This is a genomic window from Brevibacillus brevis NBRC 100599, from assembly GCF_000010165.1.
Lineage (GTDB): Bacteria > Bacillota > Bacilli > Brevibacillales > Brevibacillaceae > Brevibacillus > Brevibacillus brevis_D.
Map to the genome: position 1 here is coordinate 1,020,566 of NC_012491.1, position 18,633 is coordinate 1,039,198.

The window sequence follows — 18,633 nt, forward strand, 5'->3', positions numbered from 1 at the left end:
TCCCTGTTTTTGTTTATCGTATGAAGACAGGTACAGGACGGAAACGGATGATGGCCTATTCTGCTGAGGTGGAAACGAATAAGGACAGAGCGTCAGAAGACAGCTCCGTCCTTTTGCAATCACCCAAAAATCTGCTTATAAATCAAATCAGCATTCTCTTTCTTTACAAACTTTCGAACCTTGCCTTCTTTATCGATAAATGCCCAACGATAGCCCCATTGTGCATCTTCCTCTGGCGTTGGTTTGTACGCAAACACTCCTTTGTTGGAGCCTTTCCAATCAGAGTCGGGTCCATATTGATTGTATTGCATCAATGCATGTTCTTTATAAACGTACTTTCTAAGAGTCTGTTCCTTATCCAAAAAGGCCCATCGGTAACCCCATTGCGCTTCTTCCTCTGGTGTTGGTGTGTAAGCAAATACTCCAGCTGGATAAAGATTTAAATGACTTGTAGATTCACTTATCTTTGCTTCTGCTGCTGTAGGTACTGTATAGCTTACGACTCCTGTTGCTACCATCGTAGCTAGGAACATAGCGCTCAGGGATTTTTTGTTAATCATAGGAATCCTCCTCTGTTAGTGAATGTAAAATATTAGTCATATATATAGTGTAATGGAAACCAAGGGGGATTTAAACAGATAAATCTATGTTTTCTAGTAAATCAGACATTTATTGAATCTACTGGAGCAAAGACAAGCAGTTGGCCGATAATTTTAGTTGACCCCTTTTAATGATTCAATCATATTGATGTTGGTTACTTTTCTTTGAAGTAGCAAGTTGGACAGAATCGTTAGCAAGTAGGCAAGAAAGACAGAAACCAACAGGATAGGAATCGTTAATTGATCCGGGATTTGTTGATGGGTACTAGATAGTGCTTTGACAATCACGGAATAAACGTAACTGCTTATCGGTAAAGCTACAAGGATCGCAAATGTAGTGAGTATCAGGTTTTCAAAAAAGATAAGTCGGTTTATTTTATATTTTTGATAGCCTAATACCTTAAGGGTTGCAAGCTCGCGATTCCTTTCATAAATGTTGATGGAAGAGATCGAGTATATCGCGCCAAAAGAGAGGATGACGGCGCAAACAATAAACATAATAAATACGAAATTGTTTTGTTTCAAAATATATTCCGCGGTTTTCTTTAGATCATCTCTATCTGCAAGGGTTTCTACATGAGGGTCTTGTTCAAAGAAGTTACGAACACTTATAAGATCTGCAGAGCTATTTGCTTCAACGAAAAGCGAGGTTGGGCTGTAGTCTATGCCAAAGCTCTTTAAATAGTCTGGTGTGATATAAAACGAAGGATTCGAATACTGCGTAGATATATGTAAAACCTTCATATCTACAGATTTGTTTTGAAGCTCTGGAGCTTTGAACGTGATAGGGATCGTATCTCCTGCTGAAATATGATATTTGTCGGCATAGGATTTCGGTACCAGCACCCCATTATTTTCTAGCGTGATCCGATTATTATTTTCGTCAAAGAAATGAATGAGAGTGTTTTCTTTTTCAGTAACAACGAGAGTGGCATTATCTTTTTCATCACCTTTTATAAATTCAACAGGAAAGGTGGATAAAGAATAACCATTTTTTATCCCGGAGGGGAGCTTTACCGTATCAATCGATGTTCCTAGCATATAATCTACTCGTAAATCATACGTATAAACCTCTTCCATTTGACTCGCTACTTTTTGCAGGGCAGATTGAGTACCAAAAGCAGTGATCAATAAGACGGTGCTTACAACAACACCAATGGAGCTCGCTATCGCTTTTTGTTTATTGAGGAAAATGTTTCGTAAGATGAGTTTGTAGCTATAGGAAATATGACTCCAAATACCTGGAATTCTTTCTATCAATAGCGTTTTCATCTTCTTTGGCGGTTTGGGACGCATAGCCTGAGCTGCACATTCTTTTAATATGCTTCTACCACTTAAGTAACACGCCAGGATTCCAAAAGCACTGGAGAAAATAATGGGAGGAATGAAAGTGTAAAAAGAAAGGGAGTATGTAATGCCAGGCAGAGAGTAGGCTCTTGCACTCGATGCCGTTACGAATGGAACAAATACGAGTGCGGCAATCGCACAACCAATGATTGAGCCGATGATGCTAGCCAGCACAGGGTATCCCATGTAATGAAGCAAGATGCTTCTGTTTTTGACACCTAAAGCCTTCATAATCCCTACTTGGTTTCTTTGAGAATCAATCATTCTCGACATGGTAAGAAACAGGATAATGGCGACAATCAAAAAGAGAACGAACGGGATAACCATACTCATCAATTTATTGTTATGGATCGTTTCATTCATTTTCGAATAGCTGAAAGTCCGTTCTTTCCTGACTTGATTTACATAAGGAAGGTGCTTGGATTGTGCTTTAATGGATTGACCTAATTTATCTATATCGTAACCTTCTGTAGCATCGATCATAATCTCATTATAAGAAAGGGCACCTAAGATTTCAGAGAGGGTCTCTTCGGCTATATAAGCGACTCCGTAGGTTTTATGGTCTTGTATTTCGTTCTTTTTGGCATGTTCGACATTCTCACCCAGACCGCTAATGGTAAATGTAAGATTTCTTTCATTCGCACGAATGCTGATTTCATCACCGACTTGAAAAAGATGTTCTTTTGCATAACGCGAATCTACTACTATCTCATTCTTTTTGGACGGGATTTTGCCCTCAATCAGAGTAATGGTGTTAATCTCGTTTTTGACAGGGATGGAATGAATCTTCAATGTAGCTTTTTCGCCTTTAAAGGCTTGCGTGGCATCAAAGGTATAACGTGCTTCTATTTTTTTAATGCCTTCTATTTCACTTAAAACAGCGACATCATTTTGAGAGATTTGATTGTAAAATACATACAGGTCGCTTATGTTATGTTCTTGAAAATAACCTTCTGTATAAGTACTAAGATTATTGCTATAAGTTACGAGCCCTCCATAGAAAAAGGCTCCTACTGCGATAACCAAAACAAAGGCGATAAATTGCCCGATCGATTGTTTGATATCCCTTCCTATTTTTAAAAATAATTTCATGCTCACCACTCAATCCCTTCCACACTTTGCTTTTCCTGATTAATGGTAAGGCTTTCAATCATCCCGCTTTTCACCTTAATAACCTTGTCAGCCATTGGAGCAATGGCGGAATTATGTGTGACCAATACGACGCATTTTTTCGTTTCTTTGTTCAAATCCTGGAGAAGCTTTAAGACGGACTTACCTGTTACATAATCCAATGCTCCGGTTGGTTCATCACAAAGTAAAAGCAAAGGATTTTTGGCAACAGCTCTCGCGATTGCAACTCTTTGTTGTTCGCCACCAGAGAGCTGAGAAGGGAAGTTCTTCATGCGATTTTGTAATCCAACTTTATGTAAAATCTCTTTCGCATCCAGATGGTTTTTGCATACCTCTGTGGCAAATTCAACATTTTCGAGAGCGTTTAAATTCGGAATTAAGTTATAAAATTGAAAGACAAAGCCAACTTTCTCACCGCGGAATTGCGTTAATTTTTTTTCGTTGAATGTGGTGATTTCTTGGTCGCCAACAAATACTTGACCTGAGGTAGCCGTATCCATTCCGCCTAGCAAATTCAAAATCGTACTTTTACCAGCGCCACTTGCACCCAAAATAACGACGAATTCTCCCTCCGCTATGGAAAAATCAACACCATTAAGCGCCTTGATTGGAACTTCTCCGATTTTGTATTCTTTCGTTACTTTTTTGAATTCGATTAACGTCTTCACGGATTACATCTCCTCGTATCTTAATTTCGAAGCTTACCTACCATAATATACCAAGGGGGAGTGGTTACATCCCGCAGTCGATGTATTTTGACCTCGGTCTCCAGAAGGAGTTTGTTCGCGCTGTTAACACCTCACATGTTTCCGTTTGAAGCCAAGCTGATCTTTACTTACTGCCTTTTGAATATGATCGTAAGCGTTTAGGAACTTGCTTTTTGCTTTGTCTTTTTGGACTTCTACTGGACCTACTTCCTTCGCGATTTCGACCGCCTTATCGTGGAGTGGCAAATAGGAGGTTCCCACGGTGTAAATAAATTGATTCATAGCGTATTTCGTGCGTTCGGGAGCATCGTGAATCGTTTTTTTCACAGTTTCAAGCATATTGGCAAGTTTGGTTACGGAAAATTCATGATCGGGGCGATTACCCAAAAGCCAGCAGTAACAGCTCCAGCCCGCAGACATTCTGAGCTCTTCGCCACTTGTGATCCATTGATCGGCAACTTCTTGGGCAATATCTGCTTCCGATAAGGTTACGGCAACCACATAATCGGACAGCATATAAAAATAAGCGGAATCCATCCACCGATCAAAATCCGCCTTGGTCATTGCTTTTGGGTCTGCGATCACACCAGCAAAGTACATGGCGTCGTAGTTCCCTGTAGCGTAGAGCTGCTCAGCCAAGGGTTGATTGATCTTGATTTTTCTCGCGATGGGCTTCATAGCGCCTGTAGCCACGCCAAAAAGTGGTTCGTGAGCGCCATTGGATAGATAAATTTTCTTGGTTCGTTCCTTGCCGAGAGCTTCAAGCTCTTGCATGACCATCCCTACATCCATCGTATAACCCTTCTTTCGTTGGTTTCTCTCAAAGTATCATGAAAATGATTGACGAGATTATTAGTGATTATTATAATAACTACCATAAAACGTAGAGGTTATTATCATAACCACGAAAGACTAAAGGTAAGCATGAAAGGTGGTGGCTTTCTTTGGATGAAATCTATAAAGAGCTTCAGAAATTGGGATTCTCACAATATGAGTGCAAAGCATATATCGGGCTTTTAAAGCAGTCTCCCATAACTGGATATGAAATTAGTAAAAGATCGGGTGTACCGCGTTCCATGATTTATGAGGTATTGGGGAAATTGTTAGATAAAGGAGCAGTTTATACGGTACCGTCTGAACCTCTTACCTACTCTCCTTTGCCAGCAAAAGAATTAATCACGCGATTACGTAATTCCTTCGAGCAATCATTTGATTATCTTGAAAAAAATCTATCTGCATTAGAAAGTGAACAGCAAGTAGACGTAGTTCGACGCATTAGTACCGATGAATTGGTTATCACAGAAATGGTCGATATGATAAACAAAGCCCGAGAAGAGCTATGGTTATCGATTTGGCAACCACAGATTTCTTTTATTAAACAGGACGTAGATAAGCGGGTAAAAGAAGGTGTTCCTGTATTTTCTATGTTGTTTGGAGCACCCGATACGGAGTTGGGGGCAACCACTCATCATGATTACATGTCTCCGAAAGTAGCAGAGGAACGTATGAGTGGTCGTTTAACTATTGTCTCCCGGGACAATGAAGAAGTATTAATAGCAAATTTTGCTCCAAATACCGCTGCGTGGGCTATAAAAACACAAGACCCAGCACTTGTATTAGTAGCAGTGGAGTACATCAGGCACGACATTATGTTTGCGCAATTAGTTAAGGAAGTTGGCCCCGAGAAAGCCGAAGCTGTCTGGATTAACCATCCTGACCTGTTCCACGTGGTTACCGGAAAACGGTTCAAGTAATTTGAACCGTATTTTCTTTCACTTTTTTCTAGTAGTTATCACAATAACGCCCTGAATGTAAATAAGACGAAGGAGGGATAAAATGGGACTGGCAAATGACCAAATCGAAACGGTGGCAGATTCAAGAGATAAGGATACTTTTCTCCAAGGTGTAAAGGATTGTGTCCCTACGTTACTCGGTTATTTAAGTATTGGATTTGCTGCTGGTGTTATCGAAAGGACAGCGGGTTTGAGTATAGCGGAAATAGCCCTGATGAGTTTAATTCTTTATGCTGGCTCCGCCCAATTTATCGCTGCCGGAATGATGGTAGCAAGCAGTTCGATTACTACCATTATTATTACCATTTTCTTTGTTAATCTTCGGCATCTTTTACTTAGTGCAGCCCTGGCACCATATTTTCGACATCTTTCTCCGCTTAGAAACATGCTGGTAGGGTCTCTACTTACCGATGAGTCGTTTGGTGTTGCGATCAACGAAGCTGCAAAAAAGAATTACATTAGTGAAAAATGGATGCACGGTCTAAATATAACGGCTTATCTAAACTGGTGCGCAGCCAATATAGCCGGAGCATTCTTGGGACAATGGATTTCAAATCCTGAAAGATTAGGTTTGGATTTTGCTTTGACAGCGATGTTTATTGGACTTCTGGTACTTTCGATGTTAAGTCGCAAAAAAATTGCACGTGATGTGGTTGTTGCGATAATCGCAGTTGTTATTGCTGTGGGAGCCAGTTCAGTGTTGTCTAGCAGTATGGGAGTTATTGTTGCTACAATTTTTGCTTCAACGATAGGGATGGTGATGGAAAAATGGAAGTAAGATGGGATGTTTTTTTGATCATTGTAGGAACAGCTATTGTTACTTTCATTCCTAGAGTCCTTCCTCTTATGGTACTGAGTCGTTTTCAATTGCCAGAGTGGGCAACAAAATGGTTAAGCTATGTCCCCATATCTGTTATGGCTGCTCTAGTAGCGCAAGAGATATTTAAAAATGGTGAAAATATTTCTTTTTCTACGAATCATGTTGAACTTTTAGCAGCCATACCCACCTTTTTCATTGCGATAAAAACACGTAGTTTATTGGTAACTGTTCTCGCAGGGATTATTGTCGTGATGGTATTACGTTTCTTGTTTCCGGCTTGATCGCTTCAAGATGTTTATGTGATTTCCGTTTTCTTTCCTGACCATAACTGTCAGTGAAGTTGTTTTACAATTCATTTGTACATGAAGTTACAAGGAGGGAATCACTTTGAAGGAAGTGTTGATTTTTATTACGGATGGTTTTGCTGATTGGGAGGCAAGTTACGTCAGTTCAGAGCTGAATAAGCCAGGAACAGGATATCGTGTAAAGACAATCGCCATTGATCAGGAACCTAAAGTTTCGATGGGTGGGTTAACGGTCCTTCCAGATTATAGCGTAAACGAATTCAATCCGAATGTGGATATCGCCATGTTAATTATCCCTGGAGGAACGGGATGGAGAGAAGAAAGGAATCAGCACGCAAAAGTAGTAGTTGATTATTGTGTGAGCAAGGATATTCCTGTCGCTGCCATCTGTGATGCTACGACTTTTTTGGGGAATCACGGATTTTTGGACAATCATAAACATACAGGCAATACGTTACCTTATTTGAAGGAAGGGGCTCCGAACTACAGAGGAGATCAACATTATGTAGAGGGTCAGTCAATCTGGGACGAGAATCTCATCACTGCGAATGGAAGCGGTGCATTGGAGTTTTCAAGACATATCTTGGAGAGGTTGGGCGTATTAGAAGGCGATGAATTGAATCAGTGGTACGAATTATTTAAAAAGGGCTACTTTCCCTCCTAACAGTTTGGTTTGATAGGAAAGCACGAGAGCATTCACGCTTGGGTGCTTTCCTTTTTTATTCAGATACTCATGGTCTTCGGTTCATAATGTACTAAGCCGTAATTCATAAAAATACTGCACAATTGGATGCTTTAACTTCATCTTCTCGGACATATTTAAAATCCTCTTTTTTCCAATCCTTCTGTCCACCAAGGCTAGAATATTCAATAAGATATCATTGCTCTCTATGCTTTCCTCTATCGAAGTAGATAAAAATTGATTAGCCACAACAATAAAATTTGATTTACTTAATGATGACTGTGCTGACAAAAGCTCCTTAGCATATTCAGATATTTTTCTATTTCTTGCAATTACTTTTAGACGATCCTCCGGAACGGTCCCCTTGGTATCTTTTCTGACTGCTTCCATTTCTTCATCGTTGATAGGAATTTGGATTTCTGAATCATTCTTAATTTCTTGCTCCGTCTGATACCATTTAATTGTGCTAGTTATATCTTTCATATTAAGTATGTTCTTTTTATCTACGGCAATATAACAGATTCCGGCTTTATCAGGTAAATAACGGTAAGCGGTTGCACTGTATTCGACCCTTCCATCTAACGCAGGACAGAGAAAGCTCTCCAGTTGTTTCTTCAATTTGCTCCAGGACATGTATCCTCCTATGTTCTCAAGGCCTTCTGCCAGTATTTACGGCAGTTACTCTTTTATTAACAATTATGCGTAACTTCTAGCTCATTATTGGCATAGATTGTTCCGTAAGTAGCACAAAGTAGCATACCACCACAAACCTCGCTGCTCACTTGAAAGTTTATGTTATCTTCGTATGTGTCTATGCTATCAGCTCTAATTGTATCGACAAGCTTTTTGAAATGAAGGACCGGTAAATACTTCGCTATCATATCATAACTTGATAAATTATCTTTATCACTCGTGCCGTAAAACCCCTTGCTTTAGCTATGGGGATATAAGGCACTTTGCTCTGCATCCCCTGTGGGGGGTGCTAAGAGCAAACAAAAATAGTTCTTTTTTGTTGATACTTGTTAGACATGTTTTCTCTATCTAATAGGGTAGTATAATTAACCATAAGTGATGGTTTTGACTAGATCAGTGGAAAGTAACCACAATGTTGTATTTGACTGTAAATATCACGTTGTTTTCTGTCCGAAGTATCGTAAAAAGGTTTTGAAAGAGCCAGTAGACATTCGATTAAAAGAGTTGTTTCTTGAAAAGGCAGTGGAACTACGTGCGGAAGTTGTTGAAATGGAAATCATGCCTGATCATGTTCATTTGCTCATCAAATGCGACCCCCAATTCGAAATCCACCGAGTCGTAAAACATTTGAAGGGCTATACCTCTAGAGTGTTGCGGATGGAATTTAGACATCTCAAAAGTAGACTTCCCTCGCTATGGACAAACTCCTACTTTGTAGCAACGGTTGGCACGGTGCAACTCGATGTGATTAAGAACTACATGGAGTCTCAAAAAGAAAGGAATGATTGAACTTGCATAGGGCCTACAAATTCCGTTTGTATCCAAACAAAGAACAAGCAACACTCATCAACAAGACAATTGGATGTACTCGCTTTGTATTCAATTACTTTCTTGCGAAACGAAAAGATGCTTACGAACAAGAAAACAAAACGTTGAACTACAACGACTGTTCTGCTTTGCTCACACAACTTAAAAAAGAAATCGAATGGTTGAAAGAAGTGGACTCCACTGCCCTGCAATCAACCTTAAAAGATTTGGATTCCTCCTACAAAAAGTTTTTCAAGGAGAAAAAAGGCTATCCCAAATTCAAGAGCAAGAAGAACCAAAAGCAATCCTATACATGCAAGATGAACATCAAAATAGAAGGGAATCGCATCAAACTTCCTAAGTTGGGATGGGTATCGTATGCTAAATCCAGAGAAGTTGAAGGGCGAATCCTATCAGCTACGATAAGATGCAATCCTTCAGGTAAATACTTTGTATCCGTATTGTGTGAAACGGAGTGTAAATTACTCCCACAAGTAGAACGAACAGTTGGGGTTGACCTTGGAATCAAGGATTTCGCCATTCTCTCTACTGGTGAGAAGGTGGCAAATCCAAAATACTATCGCAAGTATGAAAAACAACTGGCGAAGTGGCAACGGATTCAATCTCGTAGAAAAAAAGGCAGCAACAACCGGAACAAGGCGCGTACCAAAGTAGCTATACTCCACGAAAAAATTGCAAATACCCGTAACGATTTCCTACATAAGCTGTCAACCAAGCTGATCAACGAAAGCCAAGTAATCTGTTTGGAGGACTTGCAAGTGGAAAATATGGTCAAAAATCACAAGTTAGCCAAATCCATTGCAGATGCTTCGTGGTCGATGTTTCGTACGATGCTGGAGTATAAGGCAGAATGGTATGGAAGAAAGGTCTCCATTGTGGGAAAACAATTTCCTTCAAGCCAGCTATGCTCCACTCCAAACTGTGGATACCGCAACAAAGAAGTGAAAAGTCTCAACTTGCGCAGTTGGATATGCCCGCACTGTGGCGTACAACATGATCGTGACCAAAACGCTGCGATCAATATCGAGCAAGAAGGACTTCGATTGTTGGCGTAGTCAACTAAACTGTGGGACACACAGGGATAGCTTGGTAAAATTCACTCCGCTAGGAGTGACTACCCAAGAATCCCCCGCCTTTAGGCATGGGGAGTGTCAAGCTCAAGAGGCTTTGAAATTGGAGCATGAGAAGAGAAAAAAAGAGAAAAAAGTATACACTCGTCAGCAAAGAGACGAAATGAAGGAACGAAAAAGAGAATTAAGACTTCAAAAAGCTAAAGCTAAGCATCGTGGTAAATAATTTGGATAGTTTTTTATTCAAGTACGTGGGCTATCATCATCTTTTTTTTAGTGGTGATAGCCCCACTTCTTTTTGTTATATAAAAAGTTCTGTTCATAAAGCTTGATAGAAAGGAGAATTTTGAAATGTAGGGGGAAACAACTCCTGTAATTGTCCTTGCCTTGTACTTCTGTAGACTGTCTAAAAGGAGGGGTTCACCTCCTATGACTTAACTTCTGATGTAATGAAAAGATAATTTTAAGGAGGAAGAAAGTGGTGAATAATCAATGTAATTTAAAATGGGCTGATTTAAGCGATCCAGTTAAAACGATAATAGAACACATTGATATTAATTGTTGTGATGAAGATTTTCAAGTTGGAACTAAGATAAATATACCGTATTTTAAGGGGAGATTCACTCAAGAAATGGCAGATGCAATTCTCGAATATCAATATTCGACTGAAAATTTAAACGAAAATTGTTATTCTGCCGAACAGCAAGATGGTGTATTGATGATAAAGTTCGTTAAGAGTTCAGAGAGATAGCTCGTTATGTCCAATTTCATAACCAGGAGCGCCCTTATCAATCGCTAAATGAAGCAAAACCCGATCAATTTTACGCCCATACTATCGAAAAAATCGCATCCTAAACACAAGGAATACGAAAAGGAGGACATAACTTATTCCTCAAAAAATCGTGTCTTGACAACGGGGAGCATTATACCTCCATACTCTTATTTATAAAGTCAACGGCATTATCATAAAGTCTTAGCTCTAGTATAGTTGTTTTATCCGGCATAGTTTTCTTTTTCAGTTCCCAAAACACTTTATTAAATTTCTATTGTTTATTTGAAGTGTTTAATTGCTACGTAATAATATTTCAGCCTTTCTATCTTTTTTTATTTCGCGATTGTGATCATTGTATTCTGACCAAGAATCTAAGATTAATCTTGGCTCGCCTTCAATTATGTCTTTTACCTTACTTAAGTTTCCCTGCTTGAATAAAGCTATTATTTCAATTAAGTCTTGACGATCTAGCAATTTAACGTGATTTATTCCTGCCAAAGTCTCACAAGACGTAGTGAAGCTTGAAGTACCTATTACGATAGACTTCTTAGCCTTGTAAAATCTCATGGAGGAATAAACTTCTTGAATGGCACTAATCCCAATTGGATTATTTTCACTATAACGTTTAGCTTGGATGACGTTCCTTGTTCCAGAACGATCATTAAAAACTAGATCGGCACCGAAATCTCTACTCCCAACTGTTTTGTATACACCTGAATAGCCTAGTGCTAAAAATAGGCGATAGAGATACATTTCAAACTCTGACCCGTCTTCCATTTTGTCAATTTGATTAATGTCAATACTTAGAGGATCGAAATCTTGTGTTTCCAATTGAACGTTTTTTGAAAATATTGCTTTTTTCTTAACTAATACAATAATGAAGGTCAAGACTATTAATGCTATAGATATGAAAATATAAAGCATTTGTATCCTCCTAGAAATTCTCTTTGTACCTAATAAGCTTGGATTCCAAATCTTAGTAATTTCTTAGGAAATACATCATCTAAGTTTTGGATATCTGTATCCGTAAGTTCAATAAGGTTAAATCCATATTTCCGATATATTTCTAGTTTTGATTTTTTTCTCTCAATATACTTTGAATCATTTTCAAGTCCCCAGTATTCAATGTAGACTTTTCCTACAGGGAGATAAAAATCACAATAAACATCTTCTTCAATGGGTAACTTTCTCTCATAGGCATGGACTATTTCCGACATATAAAGCCAATTATCAATAAGCATTTCGGCTTTTGATCTTACAACGTGCCCATCGGCAGCTCTATGCTTTGCTGGAAATTTATCTCGAAAACTTGTATCGACTTCATTGGGCGTTTCGTCTCTTTCATCGAAGAATTCTCCATTTATTTGTTTAAACGTCTCGATAAGGCTTTTATTATTCAGAATGCTTTCAGGCCAGGTTACATAAGGAATGCCGGTTTTTTCATACTCTAATTGCTTTCCGCCAATACTTTCACCTAAATTAGTCAATATCCACCCTTTTCTAGCTCTCTCTAACCAGCCTAGTTCGGAAAGGATTGGATTTATACGCAACTTTGACACTTTAAGAATCTGACTCAATACAGTTGCATTTAAATATTTAGTATCTGTAGTTTTTGAGCTTCTCATCGATTCAAGTTCTCGAATTATAGTGTCAGGCCATACAACCCAAGTTCCCCGTAATGAATCTGATTTATATTGTCCACCTTTATTCGTACCGATATTTGTTAGTGTCCAAGCATTTTCAACTCTTTCCATCCATCCAATTTCTTGTAAGTATGAAAAAAGATCACTCGTAGAAACACGTAACAATTTTGAGAGTGCAGTTGTAGAGATGTATTTCTGATTACCCATTTTTACCTCCCGAAAAACGAAACTATTTTGTAGCTAAGTAGTTCAAAATACCTTATTTCGCCAAATTATTTCCAAAACCTCCGAAAAGCGACAAAAAAGAAATCTACTATTTCAAATGAGAAAGGCTAAACTCCCATTAATCAAGGGAATTTAGCCTTTTCTTTAACACCTATTTCAACGTCAAGAGCGTCACTGACTCCACATGCGCCGTATGCGGGAACATATCCACCGGCTGCACACTCACAAGCTCATACCGCTGCATCAGCTTCCCAACATCCTTCGCCAGCGTAGAAGGATTACAAGACACATACACAATCTTCTTCGGCAGCACATCCAACAAAGAACGAATCAGCGCATCATCCAGCCCAGTCCGCGGCGGGTCGACTACGACGACATCTGGTCGAGTCCCTTGCTTGGCCCATTTCGGCATCAAGACCTCGGCACGCCCCACGTGAAAGCTGGCATTCGCCGCTTGGTTACGCTCTGCATTGCGATTGGCATCCTCGACAGCCTCAGGAATCAGCTCGATCCCGCGAACCTCGCGGGCATAAGGAGCGAGCCATAAGCCAATTGTCCCTGTCCCGCAATACAAATCGAGCACGAGTTCTTTTCCAGTCAGTCCAGCCGCGGTTTTCACCTGCTTGTACAGCTTTTGTGTCTGCTCGGGATTCAATTGGAAGAAGGCACGAGCAGACAAGTCGAAGGACAGCTCACCCAGCTTTTCAGCGATGGAAGCCTTGCCCCACAACGATACTGTCTTGTCGCCGAAAACGAGTGACGTTTTTTGATTGTTTACGTTTTGCGCGATTCCTACCAGTTCTGGCAGTCTCGTGCGGAGCTCCAAAAGCAGCTCTTTCACCCGTGGAATTTCTGGTGTAGCCGTTACAAGTGTTAATTGCGTTTCACCCGTAGCAAAAGCAACACGAGCTACGATGGTGCGGATGACGCCCGTCCGTTTTTTCTCGTCGTAGATCGGAATCCCGAGCTCCTCGATGATTTGCTTCGCTGTTTGGACGATTTTCGTTGTCGCTTCATGCTGCACCTGACAGCCTTCCAAGTTGACGAGCTTGTGGCTGCCTGTTTGATACAGTCCAGCGATTAGCTTGCCTTTTTCCTTGCCTACCTGAAACTGTGCTTTATTTCGATACGACCACGGGTTATCCATACCAATCGTAGGGGCGACTGGTGGCTGATTCAGTCGAGCGTACTTGCGCAGTGACTCGATGACGATTTCCTGCTTGCTTGCGAGCTGTGCGGCATAATCCATGTGCTGCAAGCTGCATCCGCCACACTCCGCATAGACCGGACAGGGGGGCTGCGTGCGAGATGTTGATTTTTCAACGACTCGTAAAAGACGCGCGGTCGCGTATTTTTCTCTTGCCTCGGTCACCTCTGCATGGACGACCTCGCCAGGGAGGGCACCCTCTACGAAAACGATTTTTCTTTTAAAATAGCCGATCCCTTCGCCATTAATGCCCAAGCTCTTGATCGTGAGCGTCATTTGCTGGCCGACACGGATGCTGGCGTCTGGTTCTTTTTTATGCGTTGTCATCTGTTCCGTTCTCCTCAAGCAATTCAGTATTTCCCTATTATAGAGCATTACGAGAGACGTTGCATGTATGCGAGAAGGTACCTCAGAAAAACCTCACAGATAATGGAAACTTCCTGTCCAGCTATGTTTTTGTTATAATAGTGCGGAGAATAATGAGGGAGTTGTGACGCTAGATGCAAGATCTATTTGAAAAAATGAAAGAATATCTCAACATGGATACTGAGATTTCTTTTGACGAGTTTGATGGCTACTACAAAAAGGTAACTGCGTTTCTAAACGATAGCTGGGAAACGCTAAACGAGGAAGATACGATGCACATGCTGTTCATCCTCGACAACCTCAAGTCAAACGGTGAAGATCGCTCCAAACGCAAAGTGAAGGAAGCGAAAAAATACGCAAAAATGGCACAGCGCACTGAGATTTGGGCGAATGCACTGATTGGTCGTCTGCGTGAAGCTGGTTTGACTGATGAAGAAATCGGCAAGCGTTACGAAGCGATCTACGAAGCAGTATAGGATGTAGCGAAGAGAAAAACGGGTACCGTTTTGAGTGAAGTAGCTCGAAAGGGAACCCGTTTTTTTGTCCTTGCTTTCCTGCCAAATGACAAGAAGATTGACAACTAGTGGGTTTCGGCGTAGAATGTTTAACTAATTCGAATAGTTCGTATCTATGAGCGTTGAAAAGGAAGAGTAGAAACAGAAAGCAGCGTGCAGAGAGCCGTTCCCCGTGCTGAAAGAATGGCCGCCAGCCTGTTTTGAAAATCACCTTGGAGCATTGTCCTGGAAAATCAGCTTGTGTAGCCAGTGAGTATAGGACAACGAATTCGTCCTCGTTATCGGACGGGAGTTTCATAGTGAACTGCCAAAGTCTGTTTTTCGTGAGGAAGACAGAGAAGCTGAGTGGTACCGCGATGCCCTCGCCTCAGCCAGCCGTGCGTAATTTGTGCCTAGCTGGTTGGGGCGGGGGCTTTTTGATTTGGTCTGGTCCTTATTACAAAAGAGAAGGAATTTGGGAGGAACATATATATGCATACGGTCAGAGTGGAAGACATCGTAGTAGCCAATCATGCATTAAAAGACGTAGTGGAGAAGACACCCTTGCAAAAAAACAAAGTGCTGTCTGAGCGCTACGGCTGCAACGTGTATTTGAAAAGAGAAGACTTGCAGATCGTTCGTTCCTTCAAAATCCGCGGTGCTTATCATTTTATGCGGAATCTTTCCACAATAGAGCGGGAGCGTGGTGTCGTCTGTGCGAGTGCAGGCAATCATGCGCAGGGTGTAGCTTACTCGTGTAACCATTTGCAAATCAAGGGCACGATCTTTATGCCAGCGACCACCCCGCGCCAAAAAATATCGCAGGTCAAGCTGTTTGGCGGCTCCTATGTAGAGGTTGTGTTGATCGGGGACACCTTCGATGATTCATTTGCAGAGGCGATGAAGTATTGCATTCAGGAAGATCGGACCTTTGTTCATCCGTTTGACGATCCATTGGTGGTAGCTGGACAAGGAACAGTCGGTCTGGAGATTATGAATGACATGGAGGAACCGGCTGATTTCGTCTTTATGAGTATCGGCGGTGGTGGATTGGCAGCGGGTGTGGGAACGTACGTAAAAGGCATCAGCCCGAACACCCAGATCATTGGCGTGGAGCCGGCAGGAGCAGCCTCAATGCAAGCCGCTCTGGAGCAAAACGATGTTGTCACCTTAGATGAAATTGACAAGTTTGTCGATGGTGCAGCCGTCAAGCAAGTAGGGCAGCTAACGATGAGTATTTGTCAGGAGCTGCTGGATGACATTGTACTGGTCCCAGAAGGCAAGGTATGCACAACCATTTTGGAGTTGTATAACAGCAATGCCATCGTCGTGGAACCTGCGGGTGCCCTGTCGATTGCCGCTCTCGATTACTACCGGGATCAAATCGCCGGGAAAAACGTAGTGTGTGTCATCAGCGGGGGAAACAACGACATTGATCGGATGCAAGAGATCAAGGAGCGCTCCCTGCTACATGAGGGCTTGAAGCACTATTATGTTATCAATTTCCCACAGCGTGCCGGAGCCTTGCGAGAGTTCATGGAAAAAGTATTGGGGCCGCACGATGATATCACCCGGTTTGAGTATACGAAAAAGAACAACAAAGAAAATGGCCCGGCACTGGTTGGCATTGAAATGAAATGCAAGGATGACTATCAGCCATTAGTCAGTCGGATGAAGCAGCATGGTATCCGCTATGTAGAGATTACGAATGATCCGTATTTGTTCAATCTGCTGATTTAGGCCGTTGTGTTACAACAGATGCGGAATTTACAAAAATGTATGAATACAGCGAAAAAAGGAGCAATAAAGAGAGAATGAGCGAGAGAGAAAGATAAATCGGCGTAATGTATTATAACAAAATTTTATAAAACAGATGCTGTTGTAATACAATACAGATAATAACACACGGGGGGGTTTAATTATGACGCCGATCACTTCTTTCTTTCGCAATCTCGAAGCAAAATGCTGTGCTGCTTGCGGTCAGATGATCCACGAACAAGCTGAATCGTATGCAACAGAATGCGCACCTTGCCAAGAGCAAGCATCCTTTGACGCTTACAAATACTATCATCAAAAACGCTAAGCCGAGCATAAATACTGGATGAAGCAGGTATACCACAGGGCATGAGCCACGGCAGGTATACCTGTTTTTTGATTCAAAGAAAAAGCCGCTGTTCCATAACAACGGCTTTTTCGCATGTCAGCGCGGTTTATCGGCGTGCTTTGCAGCTTCCTGCTTGACGTAATCAATCAGCCCCAATTGAAAGCCTTCCTGTGTAAGGAGACGTTTGGCTTCATACGTACTCGCATAGTAGGCTTGGACATGCGGATCGTTGTCGAGAACGTAACGACACGCCTGATCACGAGAAAGCTCCTGGTACCAGTCTGTCTGTTTGATTTGGGCGACGAGATCCTCATACGCAGGTTCTGGCTTTTTCCATGGATTCAAACGATGAATAATTTCACCAAGGATTGCAACAACGATTAGAATTCCGATTAAAAACATGGCTGTCACCTCAAAGGTTGGATCACTCTCATGGTACCATTCTCCTGAAGACGCCGCCATGGGGAAGTCGGTCTGCTTGCAAAACAAGGAGAAAGCAGGCATGCTATATACTGTAAAAGAAAGGGCCGGAACGCCTGGGAAAAGGAGGGCGCGAGATGTTTCATCCGCTTGTTTTTGACAATATCAGGGTTGTGTTGGAAGGTGCGGTATACGACCGGGACTTCGAAGGGGCAATCATGATTACGAACCGTTCGGATGTCATGGATATGGCTACGTTCCATCGACAGTTTCAGATCGAGTTCAAACTGGCTGATCAACATGAGCATACCACAGCTGTCCGTGCTGAGATGCAGCTTCGTACTCATTTAGCTGATATTGCAGCCGAGCAGCTAGAGCAGCCATTGACAGATCATATCGGATGTACGATTTGCATCCATTTTTTCTTGCAGATGGAAAATTACCGAGATGTGCCCGCCGAAGCGAGAGAAATCACATCGATTCTCAATGACATCTGGGGGCAGCGACCGTATATTACGCAGAAAGTATCGGCTAAGCTAGAAGAACATCGAATCGATTGGCCGCCGAAGCAAATAACCAATCAGGTGACGCTGGACTTTCATCGGAAAATCGATGAAGGCAACATCGATGACTTGAACGAATTAATCGATCATACGGTTCAGTCACTTCAAAAGCTACAGTTATACATGGATCAACAAGCAAAAAGGTAAGCGGACAGAACGGGGATTTACAAAAGGGCAGATGCGTATTATTATTTTGTTAACCTTATATTATTTTTAGTTAACAAAACGGAGGCTAGTACGCATGAGAAACGAACGCTTGAGATGGCTATTGCTCTCTGCCATCTTTGCTGCAATGACTGCGGTATTGTCGCAGGTGACGATTCCTTTGCCGTTGATTCCGATTACCGCGCAGACGTTAGCGGTAGGGCTGACGGCGACCATTTTGGGAAAACGATACGGGACACTTGCTTTGGTTATTTATGTTTTGCTCGGTGCAGTCGGATTGCCTGTATTCAGCGAGGCAAAAGGCGGATTGCAAATATTGGTCGGAAAATCCGGCGGGTACATATTTGGGTTTATTGCAACCGCTTATGTGACTGGGCTCTACTTGGAGAAAACAAGATTCACCTTGAAAAACGCCATCATCGCCAATATCATTGGTATGTTTGTCGCACTCGCTTTTGGTGCAGTACAGCTCAAATACGTCATGGACATTCCATGGGATAAAGCTGTCGCTTTTGGTGTAACGCCTTTCCTCATTGTAGGGGTTGTCAAAGCAGTTCTGGCATCTCTGATTGGCATCAAGGTACGCGAGCGACTGATTGCTTCTCGTCTGTTGCGCACAGATCAGCCTGTTCCACGATAAACAAAATGATTTCGTCAGCCACCCGAAGTTCGGGTGGTTTTTTTTCGCATAATCTCCTT

22 protein-coding genes, 1 pseudogene and 1 other annotated feature are annotated in these 18,633 nt (G+C 41.7%); of the genes and pseudogenes, 13 read left to right on the plus strand and 10 right to left on the minus strand.

Annotated features, from left to right (window positions below; genetic code table 11):
- Positions 1-119 precede the first annotated feature (119 nt).
- The 4 genes from BBR47_RS05210 to BBR47_RS05225 all read right to left on the minus strand — a co-directional run bounded on the left by BBR47_RS05210 (position 120) and on the right by BBR47_RS05225 (position 4,576).
- The gene (locus BBR47_RS05210) at positions 120-560 is read right to left on the minus strand and encodes a hypothetical protein (RefSeq protein ID WP_012684710.1); all 441 of its coding nucleotides are present in this window, start codon (positions 558-560) and stop codon (positions 120-122) included.
- Between the two features lie 153 nt (positions 561-713).
- Positions 714-3,038: an ABC transporter permease gene (locus BBR47_RS05215; protein WP_012684711.1), complete on the minus strand. Its 2,325-nt coding sequence runs from the start codon at positions 3,036-3,038 to the stop codon at positions 714-716.
- Between the two features lie 2 nt (positions 3,039-3,040).
- Positions 3,041-3,745 carry an ABC transporter ATP-binding protein gene (locus BBR47_RS05220; protein ID WP_012684712.1) on the minus strand — a complete coding sequence of 235 codons (705 nt, stop codon included), beginning with the start codon at positions 3,743-3,745 and terminating at the stop codon, positions 3,041-3,043.
- Positions 3,746-3,868: 123 nt separating this feature from the next.
- A complete protein-coding gene (locus BBR47_RS05225; protein ID WP_012684713.1) occupies positions 3,869-4,576 on the minus strand; it encodes a DNA alkylation repair protein in 708 nt (235 codons plus the stop codon).
- Positions 4,577-4,728: 152 nt separating this feature from the next.
- Here BBR47_RS05225 and BBR47_RS05230 point away from each other — a divergent pair, with 152 nt between their 5' ends.
- From BBR47_RS05230 to BBR47_RS05245, 4 genes are all read left to right on the plus strand, one after another.
- Entirely contained in the window at positions 4,729-5,538 is an 810-nt protein-coding gene (locus BBR47_RS05230; protein WP_012684714.1) for a TrmB family transcriptional regulator, read from the plus strand.
- 82 nt (positions 5,539-5,620) lie between these two features.
- The gene (locus tag BBR47_RS05235; protein ID WP_012684715.1) at positions 5,621-6,355 is read left to right on the plus strand and encodes an AzlC family ABC transporter permease; all 735 of its coding nucleotides are present in this window, start codon (positions 5,621-5,623) and stop codon (positions 6,353-6,355) included.
- Entirely contained in the window at positions 6,346-6,678 is a 333-nt protein-coding gene (locus BBR47_RS05240) for an AzlD domain-containing protein (RefSeq protein WP_012684716.1), read from the plus strand. The genes BBR47_RS05235 and BBR47_RS05240 overlap by 10 nt, the downstream gene beginning before the upstream one ends.
- Positions 6,679-6,784: 106 nt before the next feature.
- Positions 6,785-7,366, plus strand: a complete 582-nt coding sequence (locus BBR47_RS05245; RefSeq protein ID WP_012684717.1) for a type 1 glutamine amidotransferase family protein — start codon at positions 6,785-6,787, stop codon at positions 7,364-7,366.
- Positions 7,367-7,447: 81 nt separating this feature from the next.
- Here the strand turns inward: BBR47_RS05245 and BBR47_RS05250 are convergent, their stop codons facing one another.
- A complete protein-coding gene (locus BBR47_RS05250; protein WP_012684718.1) occupies positions 7,448-8,017 on the minus strand; it encodes an SF0329 family protein in 570 nt (189 codons plus the stop codon).
- Positions 8,018-8,073: 56 nt separating this feature from the next.
- Positions 8,074-8,295: pseudogene (locus tag BBR47_RS30125) on the minus strand (hypothetical protein); the annotation flags it as partial.
- 166 nt (positions 8,296-8,461) lie between these two features.
- Here BBR47_RS30125 and tnpA point away from each other — a divergent pair.
- From tnpA to BBR47_RS05270, 4 genes are all read left to right on the plus strand, one after another.
- Entirely contained in the window at positions 8,462-8,866 is a 405-nt protein-coding gene (tnpA, locus tag BBR47_RS05255) for an IS200/IS605 family transposase (RefSeq protein ID WP_419761081.1), read from the plus strand.
- Positions 8,867-8,868: 2 nt separating this feature from the next.
- On the plus strand, positions 8,869-9,960 hold the full coding sequence (gene tnpB, locus BBR47_RS05260; protein WP_012684720.1) for an IS200/IS605 family element RNA-guided endonuclease TnpB: 1,092 nt from the start codon (positions 8,869-8,871) through the stop codon (positions 9,958-9,960).
- Positions 9,899-10,201, plus strand: a complete 303-nt coding sequence (locus tag BBR47_RS31770) for a DUF2992 family protein (protein ID WP_269446215.1) — start codon at positions 9,899-9,901, stop codon at positions 10,199-10,201. Before tnpB ends, BBR47_RS31770 begins: the two co-directional genes overlap by 62 nt.
- Before the next feature lie 255 nt (positions 10,202-10,456).
- Positions 10,457-10,726 carry a hypothetical protein gene (locus tag BBR47_RS05270; protein ID WP_041749783.1) on the plus strand — a complete coding sequence of 90 codons (270 nt, stop codon included), beginning with the start codon at positions 10,457-10,459 and terminating at the stop codon, positions 10,724-10,726.
- A 312-nt stretch (positions 10,727-11,038) separates the two neighbouring features.
- Here the strand turns inward: BBR47_RS05270 and BBR47_RS05275 are convergent, their stop codons facing one another.
- From BBR47_RS05275 to rlmD, 3 genes are all read right to left on the minus strand, one after another.
- A complete protein-coding gene (locus BBR47_RS05275; protein WP_012684722.1) occupies positions 11,039-11,671 on the minus strand; it encodes a restriction endonuclease in 633 nt (210 codons plus the stop codon).
- A gap of 29 nt (positions 11,672-11,700) precedes the next feature.
- Positions 11,701-12,597 (minus strand): hypothetical protein, encoded by an 897-nt coding sequence (locus tag BBR47_RS05280; protein WP_012684723.1) that lies wholly within the window; start codon positions 12,595-12,597, stop codon positions 11,701-11,703.
- 169 nt (positions 12,598-12,766) lie between these two features.
- Positions 12,767-14,149 carry a 23S rRNA (uracil(1939)-C(5))-methyltransferase RlmD gene (gene rlmD, locus BBR47_RS05285; protein ID WP_012684724.1) on the minus strand — a complete coding sequence of 461 codons (1,383 nt, stop codon included), beginning with the start codon at positions 14,147-14,149 and terminating at the stop codon, positions 12,767-12,769.
- Positions 14,150-14,322: 173 nt separating this feature from the next.
- Between rlmD and BBR47_RS05290 the strand changes: the two genes are divergently transcribed.
- From BBR47_RS05290 to yhfH, 3 genes are all read left to right on the plus strand, one after another.
- Positions 14,323-14,664 carry a hypothetical protein gene (locus BBR47_RS05290; protein WP_007721585.1) on the plus strand — a complete coding sequence of 114 codons (342 nt, stop codon included), beginning with the start codon at positions 14,323-14,325 and terminating at the stop codon, positions 14,662-14,664.
- Positions 14,665-14,816: 152 nt separating this feature from the next.
- Positions 14,817-15,076, plus strand: a binding site (T-box leader).
- 98 nt (positions 15,077-15,174) lie between these two features.
- On the plus strand, positions 15,175-16,422 hold the full coding sequence (gene ilvA / locus BBR47_RS05295; protein ID WP_012684725.1) for a threonine ammonia-lyase IlvA: 1,248 nt from the start codon (positions 15,175-15,177) through the stop codon (positions 16,420-16,422).
- A gap of 181 nt (positions 16,423-16,603) precedes the next feature.
- On the plus strand, positions 16,604-16,765 hold the full coding sequence (yhfH, locus tag BBR47_RS30130) for a protein YhfH (RefSeq protein ID WP_012684726.1): 162 nt from the start codon (positions 16,604-16,606) through the stop codon (positions 16,763-16,765).
- 117 nt (positions 16,766-16,882) lie between these two features.
- Here yhfH and BBR47_RS05300 read toward each other — a convergent pair whose 3' ends face one another.
- Entirely contained in the window at positions 16,883-17,248 is a 366-nt protein-coding gene (locus BBR47_RS05300) for a hypothetical protein (RefSeq protein WP_231850559.1), read from the minus strand.
- Between the two features lie 95 nt (positions 17,249-17,343).
- Between BBR47_RS05300 and BBR47_RS05305 the strand changes: the two genes are divergently transcribed.
- Both BBR47_RS05305 and BBR47_RS05310 read left to right on the plus strand, forming a co-directional pair.
- Complete coding sequence (locus BBR47_RS05305) at positions 17,344-17,916, plus strand: hypothetical protein (RefSeq protein ID WP_012684728.1); 573 nt, start codon at positions 17,344-17,346, stop codon at positions 17,914-17,916.
- 94 nt (positions 17,917-18,010) lie between these two features.
- Positions 18,011-18,574, plus strand: a complete 564-nt coding sequence (locus BBR47_RS05310; protein WP_012684729.1) for a biotin transporter BioY — start codon at positions 18,011-18,013, stop codon at positions 18,572-18,574.
- Positions 18,575-18,633 lie beyond the last annotated feature (59 nt).